A 14,780-nucleotide genomic window follows, 5' to 3' on the forward strand; every position below is an offset into this window, starting at 1 on the left:
ATGAGGTGTTAACTTGGGAAAAATATTACAGATATCCTGTCCGAAATGCAATTACTTAAAGCAGATTCATGTCGGACATGGAATGGCGGATTTTCATTTAGAACAAATCATGACATATTTTACTGAAGAAGATAGCAAACGGATTATGAAATATCAATCCGAAGGAATGATAGAACATTTCCATTATGACCGTAAGCTAAGTATCTGCCCCGGATGCAGACGTTTGGACTCAACTCCGACATTAGAGCTAATTCTTCATTCCGGGGATACCGTAAAGTTTCATGCAAAATGTACCTACTGCAATGAGGAACCTGAAATTCTACGTGATATATCGAATGAGAAATCAGTAACCTGCCCATATTGTAACAATGGTGAGCTATCAATTCAACAAGCAGGTTATTGGGATTAATGCTATTATGTCAGATCATTAGTATTAATCGTGCTATCCTTAGTGAATATCGAAGCTATAAATACCAATAACGAACCTATCATTATAGCAAAGTCAGCGATATTGAAAATCACATTCTTAAGCTTACCAAAATTAATGCTAAAATAATCAACCACATAGCCACGATGAATACGGTCATAGACATTACTAATCGCCCCGCCAAGTAATAATGATAATCCGAATTTCATCAGCTTATTACCTTTTCTAGGTAATACAAGTGCAAAAAGGAGTAGAATCAGGCCCAGGAAAACACAGGATATGGTCTTGACTATCTCCTTTTTATTTTCCATAAAATTAAGAAATGCTCCCTTATTATAATGTTTACGTATGGTAACTTTTCCTTGAAGGATATCTTCGTGGTCCCCAAGCTTCTTATTTTCCTCTATATAGTTCTTTATCTTATATTCCACTAATACAATCGCAAGAACAATCAAAATATACAGCATAGGAGCCTCCTTATCATTATGATACTCAATACTATTTATGTTTTGATACGATTATTTATTTAACGTATTAACTGACTTTAAATGTTTGGACCATGGGATCACTGATTCCAGGATTCCGACTCCCTCTTCATTTTTATGATTCCGATAGGAGGGATAGTGAATGCGATAAACCTCCTCCGGTCCCAATGTACTGACACGTTGCTTTAGTACTGATAATTCGGGATCAAAAATGATTTTTATTCTAGGGTTGATTAGCAGCTTTCGAATATCTGCAAACGCGCAGGCTAATTGTATTACATTGGGATCTGCCTCATAAATCTCGAAAAAGGCATCGGGTGCCATAGCTTGAAGCTCATCTATATGATACCCCATTCCCAGACCATAGATAACATATTTTTTAATGTCTTCTTCATACCATTCCTCAGCCAAAAGAAAAGCCTCGGTCTGAATCTGATTATTGGTATGAAAGTAGAACTTTGCCCCTTCATTCTCTGCGGCCAGCGTCATACGTCCACAAGAGGTAAATTCAACACGATAGCCACTTTCCAGCAAGCCGGCGGTGTCAATCGGTTTAGTAAATTGCTTAGTAAAACCCACACCCCGTTCGAGAAGCAGCTTAATATTCTCATTGTAGTTTTCTTCGTCAAACACGATCTCCTCTTTACTCATAATCAGCTCCTGTACCCCTGTCAAGAAGCCGATGAGCTGTAGCTCCAATAAATCGCCAAGTAAGATGAAATCCATATTTTTCTTGGCTTCCAGAATCCCGGACAGCATCTCCAGCATCGATTCCGTCTCAACCATATGAAAATATTCTCTGTCAGAGACAATCGCCTCGATTACAAACTTAATCTGATCGATGGAATTTGCCATAAGTTCAAGCGCCCTATCGTACTGCTGTTTTCTAAAATAATATACAGCCTTGTTCATATCTCCTAATAGCTCAATATTATGTTCAAAGATCCCTCTTATGTTTTCCGTCAAGTATGCTCACCTCAAATTCTCTATACTCCAGGTATCATATAATTCCTGGAATGCTTCCTCCTGCTGCTTGTTACCAAGAAAACGATAGCACTCTGCCAGACGCTTCAACGGATAGTCTCCTGCATAATGAATATTAAGCTCACATTCCGTCTCATAGGCTGCATTATAATACCAGATGGTGGCCTCCTTATAGTCGCCATTTTCATAGAAGAATTCCCCCAACTCATAGCAGACCTCGGCTGATCCCTTTCCGTCTCCGATATTATGCAGGCTATACTTCATCAAGCCTGTAACGTCTCTTTTTATTCTATAGTATTTTGCCAAAATACATTCGGATATTTTACGTTCTCTCTCACTGCAATCCATATTTTCTACAAAATCCTCATAATACTCAGCTGCTTCAAGAAAGTCCTTATCTTCTCCTGCAATGAAAAGCTCCTTTGCATACATTTCGAATAGCTTCGCAGAAAGCTGTCCCTCTCGTTCAATCACTCTCCTGTAAATTTGAAAATCTCTCGTTGCATGATTCGAGATAGGCATGTGCATAATGGTAACCTCACTGTCATATACAACGGGAGACAAAAGGACGCTTTCATGTATCGGATCCGTAAAATAGAATTTACGGATCCGCTTATAAAGCTTCGGTCTGTATTCCACATCAAAATTATAGGTAGTATTGAATGCCAGTTGATTGGCATATTTCATCTGAACGATTTCTACTTCCGGCAATAGGTTCTGCTTTAAAAGCAGAAACCTTTGCCGGTTTTCTTCATCAATTACTTCGTCCGCATCTGCAACATAAATATAATCCATATTGGCTTTGGAGAAGGAAAAGTTCCTTGCTGCAGCAAAATCATCAATCCATGTGAAGTCATAAATTTTGTCCGTGTATTTTGCCGCAATATGCTTTGTTGAATCGGTTGATCCGGTATCAACAATGATCAGCTCCTCCGCTATCCCCTTAAGGGATTCTAAGCATCGCTCCAAAACCTGCTCTTCATTCTTCACAATCATGCAAATACTGATAGTAATCATAAACTGTCTCCTACGGATTAGTTGTGTGGCTCAATCAATTTTTTATATGAGAAGCACTAATCTCAATACTCTTAAATGCCACTATGTTACGTGTCGTAGCATTAATCTCATAGATTGTTACATATTGACCTGCCGTTACACTAATATCACTGCCTGATGTGTATTGCGGCACTGCACCATCCACCTTATCGCTTGTGGTCTTTCCGGTAACCTTTGTCCCTACTTCTACCACATATATGTTCCCGGCTGTCGGAGCATTCAATGTAACAGCTGTCGTGCCGACAGCAGATCCCGGCGCTGCAGTTGCATCTAAGGATGCAGCTGCTTTCGGTGTTGTAATCGTAATGCGAACCGATGTTTTATTTACTGTTTTATTTTTAAATGTAATGGTAAGCAGCTTGTTCGTGCAAATAGCCATAGAATTCAATGAGTCACGTTTCAAGGTTACCTTCATGTAAGAGCCCGTAGAATCTGTAGCATACTCTTCCGGATAGATTTCTATCTCTTTTGTACCAAGTTTTACAGATTCAATCTTAGTCTCAGACGGTATCTTACCCGGGTCATTCAATTTTACAATAAAGTAAGGTTCCGGTGAATAACTCTCACCCTTCATATACTCTAATAATTGCGGTTCAAATGAAGGAACACTCGGATAAGTAATCGTATATGAAACATCGGTGGTGGATCCATCTACCTTCAATAAAGTAGATGCAACTTCTTTGTTTTTAATCTCTTTTAGTCTTACAACTAATTCATAATCATCACGTGCCTTAGTAGAAGAAATCTTAACGGAAGAGTTCTTTGAAATAGTAGACCATTTTGCTTTACTATAATCCGTATCTCCCGTCTTCATAATCGCATACTCATAAGGCTTCGAGGATGAAGCTGAAGGGATTGTGATAACTAAATACTTGTTGCCACTATAAGAAACATAAACATCCTCTTTAGTCGGATCAATTACATTCGGTACGTCGCCTTTAATGATTACACCATTCGGCTCACGTTGTTCAGGCATTGATATCGTAGAGATTTTTGATGCTGCTTTCTTTGAAGTAGCATAATCTCTATACTCAATGGTTACTGACGGGAAATTGCTGTAATAACCATCACCGGATCCAACCACTTCCGTGAGATCCATGGGTTTTACTTTCTTATCTGTAATTCTAACCCATACAGGATTGGGTACAACCGTACCATTTAAACTCGTCACGCGATATTCCTGTCCATATTTTAACGTTGCCGTAAACTTAGAACCATCGATTCCCTTTACCACCCTCGGAGCCGTCGGTCTCTTTGTTATCTTGACCTTAATGTCATCACTGTAACGACGTCCATTATTTCTTCCATATTGATCAATACCAGCAGCAGAAGTAACATCTATTGCTGCAATTCGAAAGTACAAGGTTGTACCCTTAATCATATATCGTTGTAGCTTATCAACAGTTAAATTCTTACTGGCATCAGTATTACCGATGCACTTATACCAGGTGCCACCCTCTCCCTTTTTCCATTCGAGGTCGATAAATTTTATCGGGAAATCACCATTACCAATAGTTGCTTGGATATTTACCAGTTCAGCGATACTCGCGTTAGCAGGTAAATCATCTGCTTTCTCGTAATTGACTGTAACTTCTAATTTTTTAGCTCTCTCATTTATTATAACGCGAACCGGATCCTTTTTGTCTGCGTCACTTTCTCCTGCAAACATAAGAGTATTTGCCTTTGTAGCTGATAAGTAGGATAAATCGATCTCTGTTGTCCCGCTGGGATTCGCAACAGCAATTTCCTCCCACACTCCTTTGTCTGCTTCTGCCTCAGATGCAAAATATATTTTACTATTACCATTATTATTTACTATGATATTCTCTTCTGAGTAATCAATACGAGCAATTGATACCTGTGTCGCAGCAAATGCAGTCTGCTTTGGCAGGACGAATAGCATCGCCATTGCACAGCATATTACAGCCACTAGCTGCAATCGTCTTTTGTAACCCTGATCCATAAAACCTACCTCCTTAAAAATTCAGCACTTTAGTTATTGCGTATACCCATTATTTACTTAATTTTGAAACTAAATATTTTTTCTCTGGATATCCAGATCTATTACGCCTAATGAAATGCATAATCATCGAATCTCCATTCTGGATATGATTTATACATTCATATTCATTAAATATGTATTTTACATCTGACATTGATAAGTCCCAAATATGATATTTATTATAATGAGTAGTTTTCTTCGTTGGGAATGACACTATTATCTCTTTTATTTCACATCGATTTACTAGCTCAGATAACACCATCGGTTCTTCAAGATGTTCTATTGTTTCTAAGCTAACTAACATATCATATTTCCCTGTAACATTCTCAATTTTATTGTGTTCAAATGTTATTTTATCATTAGCAAAATTCGTGTTTGCAAAATTGATACTTTCAGCATCACAGTCAACACCATGAATAGAAATAACATCAGGATTTTTTGCTAACAAATATGAACCATATCCAACTCCGCATGCTGCATCTAAAACATTACCAAACAGATATTGTCTAACTAAAGCATATCTTTCAATATGTCTTCGAATTAGCATATCTTCTTCCATTTGGTCTACTAACGATTTGCTTAATACTATTCTTTCCATCTTATGTTGTGCTATATCCATGAAACCGCCTTCTCTTTCATTATACATATTCTTGATCCTTATTCTATAACTTTCAATATATTTTGTATTACATTTTTTGTATCTACTACCTTAGTGGCCTGTAATATAGCTTGTTCGCTCCGAGATTTATAGAACTCATAATCATCTTTATATTTTGAAATAACTTCGGGTAAGCTATGATAAGTTTCATATATAAAATTCTCTCCTGCTGCATATGCCACATCACATTCACCAAGTGTAATAACTGGTAATCCTTGCGCCATTGCTTCTACCGCACTGGTCCCACCTCCCTTTCTTGGAGGATTTAAATAAACATCTGCTATATTTAGTACCCCTCTTAAATCTTCATGGTATCCGATATATTTTACTCTTTCATTAAAGCCAATCTTATCCTTAATTATATCAAAATTATCAAAATTACCAATAAAAACAATGCAAACAGAATTATTTCTCTCTAATACGTTTTTCAGGTCTACTATGAATTTATCATTTATTTCATACTCTAATCGGTTTCCAACAATTGCAACAACAAAACTATTTTCGTTTATGTCAAATTCCTCTCTGTTATACTTTTTAATAGGATCGTTTAATTTGTATACAAATGTACTTTCAATAATTTCTTGATTTCTTTTATAAAGGTAATCTACAATATGCTTATCTCTATCTTCAATATTTCTTGCTAAAATCAAATAGTGACCTTCCGATACCGGATATTCATAAGAAAATGGTATTGTAACTTCGTTAGTAAATGAGCCAAGTATATCTGCTATAATATTTTCAGATCCCATATTATATACTAAATATGGCTTCCAATTATAAACATATCGAATAATTTCTTTAATCTCATCTAATCTATCCTCATTTAAAATACATTGATAACCATTTACTGTTTCATCTTGATACTTAATAGAAAACGATCCATCTAATGCATCAAGATAATAAAATTCCCTATAACTAATTCCATAATTTAAGTTTTTTACTTTATCATGCAATGGCATCTCTGTTATTACAAGTAATAGCACTTCTTTCTTCAATACATATTTTAATGTATAGTAATAATCCAATAAGTTTCGCGAAGGACCATGTTTAAAACTCAACAACTGTTCTGAGATTAAAACAATTCGATTGGTATTTAATTCTTCATTCGGTATCAGAGAATAAGATATACCTAACATTTTTTGTGTCTGTTTCACTAACTCAGAGTGAAGAGATGCTCGTTCTATATACAACGAGTTTTTTATGTTTAAAAGAAATAGCCTACTAATAATCTGCCATCGGTAAAAATTCGTATAAAAAACATTGAACACACCCTTACTCAGATTTTCAAGTAAAACAGTAATCTGCTTTTGAAGCACTCTACCATCAGATGTTGCTTGAAAAATATACTCTAATAATACTACAAACATATCGGGTATATCATTACACATTTCGTATAACGACTCTAATAATTCATTCTTATCATCAATTTCAAAGTACAACTTGCCTATATTCCCAAGAAGCTTATTAAATGCATTTATATTACGGTGATTATCATCAACTAGTTTAACTAAATTAAGTATCTCGTTCAGAAACTCATTATTTTTATTCATATGAACTCCTTTACATAGTATATCAAAGAATATAATCCCAATAAATAATTAAATTGTTAAATAAAGTATTAAAAAGAGTAGTCCCGAACTTAAACTTTTCTTTATTTAATAATATCAATTTTCAAAAACATCTAAAAAATGAGCCGGTATTTTGATTCATCTTATCTTTACTATATATAAGTATAATATAAGAAGTTTTATAATGCTAACAAACAATCCCTTTATAACATTTGTAATTCTCGTAACAGTTGATCAACCTCTAACCAGTTATTATTGTTACCAGAGTTATATTCAAAGCCTTCCTCAACTAATTTACCACCTGGTAGCAGAGACTTACTTATATCCATCCATTCGAAATTAGGGTAAATTATATAATGCTTATCATATTCATATGTCATTCTAGAATCATCCTTTGTTACCATGACTTCATGTAATTTCTCGCCCTCGCGAATACCTATTTCAACCAATTTCGAATTAGGAAGCATAGCTTTTGCCAAATCAACTATTTTAAAAGATGGAATTTTAGAAATATAGGTTTCACCTCCTTTAGCCTCTGCTAATGCCTTGAATACCAATTCAACTCCTTGTTCCAAAGTAATCCAAAAACGTGTCATTCTAAAATCAGTGATGGGAAGGGTAGTTTCCCCTCTCTCAATTAAGTTTTTAAACACAGGAATAATGGAGCCACGACTCCCCGCAACATTACCGTACCGTACAATTGCAAATCTTGTACCCTTTTCCCCTGAATATGCATTAGCTGCAATAAAAAGCTTATCCGATACCAGTTTAGTTCCACCATATAAATTTATTGGATTTACAGCTTTATCTGTAGATAAAGCTATTACTTTTTTTACTCCTTTATCTAATGCAGCATCAATCACATTTTGTGCACCATGAATATTCGTTTTAATTGCTTCAAATGGATTGTATTCACATGTAGGAACCTGTTTCATTGCGGCTGCATGAATTACATAATCCACTCCTTCAAATGCTCGATAAAGACGGTCTTTATCTCTGACATCACCAATGAAAAATCTAACCTTTGTCATATCCACTTTATTTGCATATTCAGTTTTCATTATACTCTGCTTAAACTCATCTCTGGAATATATAATAACCTTATTAGGATTATATTTCGCAAATATCATCTCTAAAAATTTCTTACCAAAAGAACCTGTTCCGCCAGTAATTAGTATGTTTTTTCCGTTTAACATGAATGCGCCCTCCAAAATTCTTGTTACGTAATACAATTATATTATATATCGACATTATTCATAATAATTTTAACACTTTTTCTGCTATTCTATAGCTTCCTCGTCCATCCGTTAAATTTTGCATATTTAATGAAAGTTCCTTGCGAAGTAAAGCATCCTTCATTAATGTACTTAATGAATCGTTAACTTTTCCTAAACATGCAGAAATATCTCCTCTAATATCACCAGAATAATAGATTATTTGCTCCTGATTAAATTTATTTACTATCCATAACTGATTATCAGCGAATGAATAACTAATGGTAGGTAGACCGCAGGCACATAGTTCATATAACGTTGAACCTCCTGCAGAAATTGCTATATCACATTCCATCATTATATCCGCCATATTGTTGATTGCCCGATGCAGAATTATATTGGGATATAACTTAGATAGTTTATTTAGATTTTCTACATTCTTATTCAATGCTCCAACTATAATATGAAGATTTAGGCTGTCAAACTTACTAAACTTACGAATGTACGAAAGCAACTGACCTGCCATATTATAGCTATCGGATCCTCCCGTTGTTATTAAAATATTATTTACACTAGGATTTATCGTTCTAATTCGACCACTGAATTCCTCTCTTAACGGAACATAATCGCATCCTAAAAGTAATGTTGTATTTTCAGAATAATAGCTCGAATATTGAATATCATAAACATAGATATTATAATTGATTAATATATCTGTTGGATATACAAATTGGTTAAGATCATCCAAATAAACAATCTTAACCAAATCTTTCGCCCTCTTCATATAATTATGTGTAACATAATATGAGTCAACTATTAATACCTGAATCTTGTATTTAATAATTGCCTTTTCTAATTCTAGTAATTCACCCTCCATATTAGTCCATTGAGTATTTAGACTAATACTAGGGAAATGTTCTCTACGAATTAGCTCCTTCCCATTATCATCAGCAGTTATAAAAACAATATCTTGTTCAAGTTTTTGAAGTGCTTTCGCAATTGATAAACACCTCATAATATGACCACTACCAATTTCGGAATTAGCATCCGCACGAAATGCTATCACTAATAATCACCTTCTACAATTTTTATCACTTGTTCAATTACATAATCTTGTTCTTCTTTAGAAAGCTTGGGAAAAATAGGCAAACTAATAAACCTACTATAAGCCGTTTCCGCATTAGGGCATACAACATCCGAATATCCATGGCTACGATAATATGGTTGTGTATATACAGGTATATAATGTACATTAACTCCAATCCCTTTTGCAATCAATGCTTCCACCACTCTTCTGCGATCTCTATTCATCACTTGAATAACATATAAATGCCAACTATTGTAACAACCGTCTAGTTGATATGGAATTAGAATATTCTCGTTATCTTTAAAAGCATTATTATACCTATCTACAATCTCTAATCTTCTAGAAATAAAGAAATCTAACTTTTTCATCTGACTAATACCTAGGGCACATTGTATATCAGTCATTCGATAATTATATCCTAATTCCAATTGTTGATAATACCATGGTCCATCATTACAACTCATCAATTCTGGATTTCTGGTAATTCCATGACTCCTTATTATGGAAAGTTTTTGATATAGCTCTTTATTATTTGTTACAATCATGCCGCCTTCACCCGTTGTAATGTGTTTAACAGGATGGAAGCTAAATGTAGTCATATCTGAAATTGTTCCGATTCTTCTGCCTTTATACACGGCGCCTAAAGCATGTGCTGCATCTTCTATAACAATTAGATTGAATTCATCCGCTATTTTTTTAATCTCATCCATATCACATGGCTGTCCTGTAAAGTGAACTGCAATTATCGCTTTTGTCTTCGCTGTTATTTTCTTTCGAATGTCTTTGGGATCTATATTATATGTTTTCGGATCAATATCTGCAAACACTGGGGTAGCTCCGCAATATAAAACACTGTTTGCTGATGCCACAAAAGTTATCGGAGTTGTAATAACTTCATCACCTTTACTTATTCCAGCAGCAAGGCATGCAACGTGAAGTGCTGCAGTACCATTTGAAACAGCAACAGCATATTTTGCTCCAACATATTTTGCTACACAATCTTCGAATTCTGATATTTTGGGCCCAGTTGTTAAATAATCTGCTTTTAGAGTATTAATCACTGCTTGTATATCATCATCATCTATACTTTGCGTTCCATATGGAATATACATAAGTAATTCTCCTCATTAACTCTTGTTATATTTTTTTTGAATACTCAATGTACATTTGATTGTAATTTAGACCTTCAAATATTTTTCTTGAAGGTACATTATCTACCTTAACCTGAGCATTAATTTGTGTAATATAGGGATACTCATCTCTTAATTTTTTTTCAACGAGTAATAAGATATTCTTTCCATGTCCTTTTCCCCTATGATCTTTACTAATGCTATAATTTATATATGCTATATTATTATTAATAGAAAGACGAACTTGTCCAATTGGAATATTGTCCATATAATAAATAAACTGCAAAATATCTTCTGACCTGATCACGTTATTAAACCACTTCTCATGTGTCTCATATGGTATAAAATCAGTTGAAAATGAATTTAACCTTGTTTCTTCATCATTTGCCCATTTGTATAGTAATTTTTTATCTTCCAATTGAACTGATTTTAAATAACAATCTTTCACATTAACTCTCCTTGCTCTACTTGATCCAACCTTAATGGTGTACCTCTTTTTATGTCGCATAATGCCTTTTTCCCTAATACAGAATTGTAATACTTTGGCTCAAGACCATAACTTGGCCTAATGACTCTGATATTATTATTTGAAAAAACATCACCCGCTTTTATGTCGTCAACGGCAAATATGGAACGGCGAAAATTTCGATTTGACATTTCACCACATGTAATTTCATAACTTATTTTTCCTAGGGCTTTTTCTGCATTACGAATATCATTAACCATATTTTTAAACTCTTCAGGTTCCATTGAAAAGGATGAATCCGGATTTACAATATTTCTATTTAAGCAAAAATGCTTTTCAATGATACAAGCACCCAATGCAACCGCAGTAATGGCACCGATTGATCCCATTGAATGATCTGATAATCCTACCGGTACTTGAAACGTATTTTTCATATCTACTATTGTTCTTAAATTCATATCTTCTGATATTGCTGGATAAGCACTAGAACATTTCAATATTGCAACTTGGTTATTATTTTGCATAGTCACTGTATTTAATGCATCCCAAATTTCTTCTTTACTTCCCATACCCGTCGACATAATAATAGGTTTACCCTTTGAAGCCACATATTCAATTAATGGTATATCAGTCAACTCAAATGAAGCAATTTTGTAAAACTCAATACCTATATCCTCTAAAAAATCTACTGAACTTTTATCGAAGGGGGTAGAAAAAAAATCAATTCCCACTTTGTCAGCTTCTGCTTTCAATTCATATTGCCATTCCCAAGGAGTATAAGCTTTACCATATAGTTTATATAAGTTTTCTCCTGACCATGTTCCTTCATTTATTCGGAAATATTTGTTATCACAATCTATTGTTATCGTGTCAGGAGTATAGGTTTGCAATTTAATACAATCGGCTCCACATTCCTTTGCCATATGGATTATTTCTTTAGCTCGATTTATACTTCCAGCATGGTTACCCGACATCTCAGCAATGATATAAGTTGGATAACCCTCCCCAATAATTCTGTTTTTAATCTTTATATTTCTCAATATTACACCTTCACTCTAATTATGAATCTATTACTTCAGCTTCTTCTGCTCTACATTCTTATTAATATCATATATTTCGGGATGTTTTTGCATTAATAATAATATATCATCTAAATAGAAATCATGAGAACCTTGATATAAATAATCATATATTTTTGATATTGCTAGCCAATCTTCGTTTGTATCTAATGTCCATCTATATTTTGAATTATCAGTATCAGCTTTATAATAATATATTTTACTTGATGTTTCATATATATATGGTGTTACATGTTCCCTTTGATACTTTTCTCTTGCTTTGTAAAATGCTTCTTCAAGTATATTATAAGAAAAAATTTCCGTATCTAAACCTCTTGGATATGTTCTATTAACTATATCATTTCCAGCATTAGAAACGATATCATATTGATTCTTCTTATAAAAACTTATCATCTCATCTAAAACCTTAGGATCATACAGCGGACAGTCCGATGTAATTCGTATTATCACATCAGCTTTATATTCTTTCGCTGCATAATAATAGCGGCTTAGAACATCCTCTTCACTTCCTCTATAATAGTGTACGCCTAGCCGTACTGCTTCTTCCTCTATTTCATTATCCGCTTTATTTGTCGTAGTTGCTATGATGATATCATCAATTTGTTTACATTGCCTAATTCTATCGACATCATGCTCCAATATAGTTTTATCATATAGCTTTTTCAATACTTTGCCCGGTAACCTTGATGAACCCATTCTGGCTTGGATGATTACCATTATCTTCATACAACATTCCTCTTTCTACATAGGTACCACTTGTTTAATTGCATCTTCAAGTTTTGGCTTTATAAAATCAGCTGCCTCAATAATAGCTTCGTTTATTTTCTTTGTTTTCATATAAGTAATCAATTTATTCTCAGAATAATCTTCTGACAACTTATTCATTTCCAAAATATCCTGCATAGAAACAGCTTTAACATAAATATCTATTAACTTATATAAAGATGATTTTTGAATAAATTGGTTATTTTTTCTTATTTTCGTAACATACTGCAATTCTATCCCTGAATTGAATTTTTTATGATTTATTTCGTCTATAAGAATATTACAGTATTTAATCGATCCCTTCGCTTTCTTTATTATTTTCTCAATATTATTATAGTTCTTATCTAAATAGTGTTTTACCGCATAAATACCTTCTTGATCGAATGTATTTATATTTATATTGGCAATAGTATTGTAATCAAATTCTTGATTACAATACTTGACCAAAACATCTTTTAATGGCATAATAGTTGATCCATTAATTTTAGCTCCCTTTGTTTTTGCATCAATAATATTAATATGGGGTTTTAAAGCAATCAAGTCTTCATACCAAATCTTAAAACTTTTCCAATCATATCTTGAGCGTATCGGTTTACCTTCAATATCCTCTAATTCTATATCTCTATTAGTATTGGGTGATATCTCTTCTCTGCCAGAATGACTCTTATTACCATCATAAGCCAAGTCTTGACCCACGAGAATAATATCAGTAAAACCTAATTCAACACATACTAAGCAAGATAATGTTGCAACTGAAGAACTACTTAAGACCATAGGTGGCTTTTTATTAATATTTTCATATACTTGCTTTAAGAAATCTGTGCAATTACAAAATATCTTTTTACCTATATGTCTATCCAATATTTCATGGTTTGCTTCTATAAAACATAATAACGGTATTGTAACATCTGTACGGTTAGAGAAAAATTGCACTGGTTTCATCGGATCTAATGTAACCACAAAATCTGGTTCAATGCCGTTTTCAAGTAAAAACTCCAGAATTCTGTCAACTGCAAATATTACTACTTTTCCCTTTGCTTGTCTTATATATTCTATTTGTTCCGATACGGATGGTCCTGCAGCAATTATCATCGCTGGTATATCTGTTGGAACAATGCTTTTTAGCTCATGTATTGAAATACTATCACGTAGGTATCGAATATTATGTAAAGTATTTTCAATAAACCTTTTACCGAAAGCAATTTCCGTATTTATATTAATTTTAGCATTATAATAGGAGTCTTTTAGCTCCTTAAAGAATGATACTCCACTTTCAGGAAATATCTTATCGTAAAATGGATGCGTACATATAATTTGTGTTGAGATATTGTTTATATCTAATACTACTCTAAGAGTGTTATGAAATTCGATATCATTTATTTTTTCAACAGTAAACGAAACTTGCATATTTGATAGTATATCAGTAATATCATATTCTTCTATCACATGATAAAACACCTCTATACTAGGCTCATAAATAACTAAAATATCTTTGTCTCTTATCCTGTTTATTAAAGATCGTGCGAACTCACCATTTCCAAATCCAAACATTGATATTATTGAACTTAAACTCTTAAGCTCAAATTGGTCCGCCCAAATATTCGCTTCATTAGAAGGACTATATATGCTGTTAAGTCGGTAATATTTTGTCCCTTTCTTTATATACAACGTCTTACTATTATCCTTAGTTATGACTGATTTAATTTCACTAATTTGATCAGAGGTATCTCTTGTTTCAGTTTCAATAAGTCTTTTATACATATATGGTCTATTTTTTTTTATACATTCCATATTATTTTCCAAATAGTTCATAGTTCTCTCCTGTTACGTGATAGCTAACATATCTATATTTTAAAAAT

The 14,780-nt window shown here is 33.5% G+C and carries 14 protein-coding genes; 1 reads left to right on the top strand and 13 read right to left on the bottom strand.

Going from position 1 to position 14,780, the window contains the following annotated elements; all coding sequences use genetic code 11:
- Positions 1–13 precede the first annotated feature (13 nt).
- Positions 14–409 carry a hypothetical protein gene (locus tag H0486_RS15040; protein WP_228353772.1) on the top strand — a complete coding sequence of 132 codons (396 nt, stop codon included), beginning with the start codon at positions 14–16 and terminating at the stop codon, positions 407–409.
- A gap of 5 nt (positions 410–414) precedes the next feature.
- On the opposite strand, the gene lspA is transcribed toward H0486_RS15040, so the two are convergent.
- The 13 genes from lspA to H0486_RS15105 form a co-directional block, all read right to left on the bottom strand.
- Positions 415–894, bottom strand: a complete 480-nt coding sequence (lspA, locus tag H0486_RS15045) for a signal peptidase II (protein WP_228353773.1) — start codon at positions 892–894, stop codon at positions 415–417.
- Positions 895–945: 51 nt separating this feature from the next.
- Complete coding sequence (locus H0486_RS15050; protein WP_228353774.1) at positions 946–1,824, bottom strand: hypothetical protein; 879 nt, start codon at positions 1,822–1,824, stop codon at positions 946–948.
- Positions 1,825–1,884: 60 nt separating this feature from the next.
- The gene (locus H0486_RS15055) at positions 1,885–2,913 is read right to left on the bottom strand and encodes a tetratricopeptide repeat-containing glycosyltransferase family 2 protein (RefSeq protein WP_228353775.1); all 1,029 of its coding nucleotides are present in this window, start codon (positions 2,911–2,913) and stop codon (positions 1,885–1,887) included.
- Between the two features lie 34 nt (positions 2,914–2,947).
- Entirely contained in the window at positions 2,948–4,915 is a 1,968-nt protein-coding gene (locus H0486_RS15060) for a hypothetical protein (RefSeq protein WP_228353776.1), read from the bottom strand.
- Between the two features lie 49 nt (positions 4,916–4,964).
- Positions 4,965–5,600 (bottom strand): class I SAM-dependent methyltransferase, encoded by a 636-nt coding sequence (locus H0486_RS15065; protein ID WP_228353777.1) that lies wholly within the window; start codon positions 5,598–5,600, stop codon positions 4,965–4,967.
- 11 nt (positions 5,601–5,611) lie between these two features.
- Complete coding sequence (locus H0486_RS15070) at positions 5,612–7,162, bottom strand: glycosyltransferase (protein WP_228353778.1); 1,551 nt, start codon at positions 7,160–7,162, stop codon at positions 5,612–5,614.
- A gap of 221 nt (positions 7,163–7,383) precedes the next feature.
- Complete coding sequence (gene pseB, locus H0486_RS15075) at positions 7,384–8,376, bottom strand: UDP-N-acetylglucosamine 4,6-dehydratase (inverting) (RefSeq protein ID WP_228353779.1); 993 nt, start codon at positions 8,374–8,376, stop codon at positions 7,384–7,386.
- Between the two features lie 58 nt (positions 8,377–8,434).
- Positions 8,435–9,460 carry a UDP-2,4-diacetamido-2,4,6-trideoxy-beta-L-altropyranose hydrolase gene (gene pseG, locus H0486_RS15080; RefSeq protein ID WP_228353780.1) on the bottom strand — a complete coding sequence of 342 codons (1,026 nt, stop codon included), beginning with the start codon at positions 9,458–9,460 and terminating at the stop codon, positions 8,435–8,437.
- A complete protein-coding gene (gene pseC / locus H0486_RS15085; RefSeq protein WP_228353781.1) occupies positions 9,460–10,593 on the bottom strand; it encodes a UDP-4-amino-4,6-dideoxy-N-acetyl-beta-L-altrosamine transaminase in 1,134 nt (377 codons plus the stop codon). The genes pseG and pseC overlap by 1 nt, the downstream gene beginning before the upstream one ends.
- A gap of 25 nt (positions 10,594–10,618) precedes the next feature.
- Complete coding sequence (locus H0486_RS15090; RefSeq protein WP_228353782.1) at positions 10,619–11,059, bottom strand: GNAT family N-acetyltransferase; 441 nt, start codon at positions 11,057–11,059, stop codon at positions 10,619–10,621.
- Positions 11,056–12,117, bottom strand: coding sequence for a pseudaminic acid synthase (pseI, locus tag H0486_RS15095; RefSeq protein WP_228353783.1), 1,062 nt, complete (start codon positions 12,115–12,117; stop codon positions 11,056–11,058). Before pseI ends, H0486_RS15090 begins: the two co-directional genes overlap by 4 nt.
- A 30-nt stretch (positions 12,118–12,147) precedes the next feature.
- Positions 12,148–12,882 (bottom strand): cytidylyltransferase domain-containing protein, encoded by a 735-nt coding sequence (locus tag H0486_RS15100; protein ID WP_228353784.1) that lies wholly within the window; start codon positions 12,880–12,882, stop codon positions 12,148–12,150.
- 15 nt (positions 12,883–12,897) lie between these two features.
- Positions 12,898–14,733 (bottom strand): motility associated factor glycosyltransferase family protein, encoded by a 1,836-nt coding sequence (locus H0486_RS15105; protein WP_228353785.1) that lies wholly within the window; start codon positions 14,731–14,733, stop codon positions 12,898–12,900.
- Positions 14,734–14,780: the final 47 nt, after the last annotated feature.

This window comes from Variimorphobacter saccharofermentans (genome assembly GCF_014174405.1).
GTDB classification, from domain to species: domain Bacteria; phylum Bacillota; class Clostridia; order Lachnospirales; family Lachnospiraceae; genus Mobilitalea; species Mobilitalea saccharofermentans.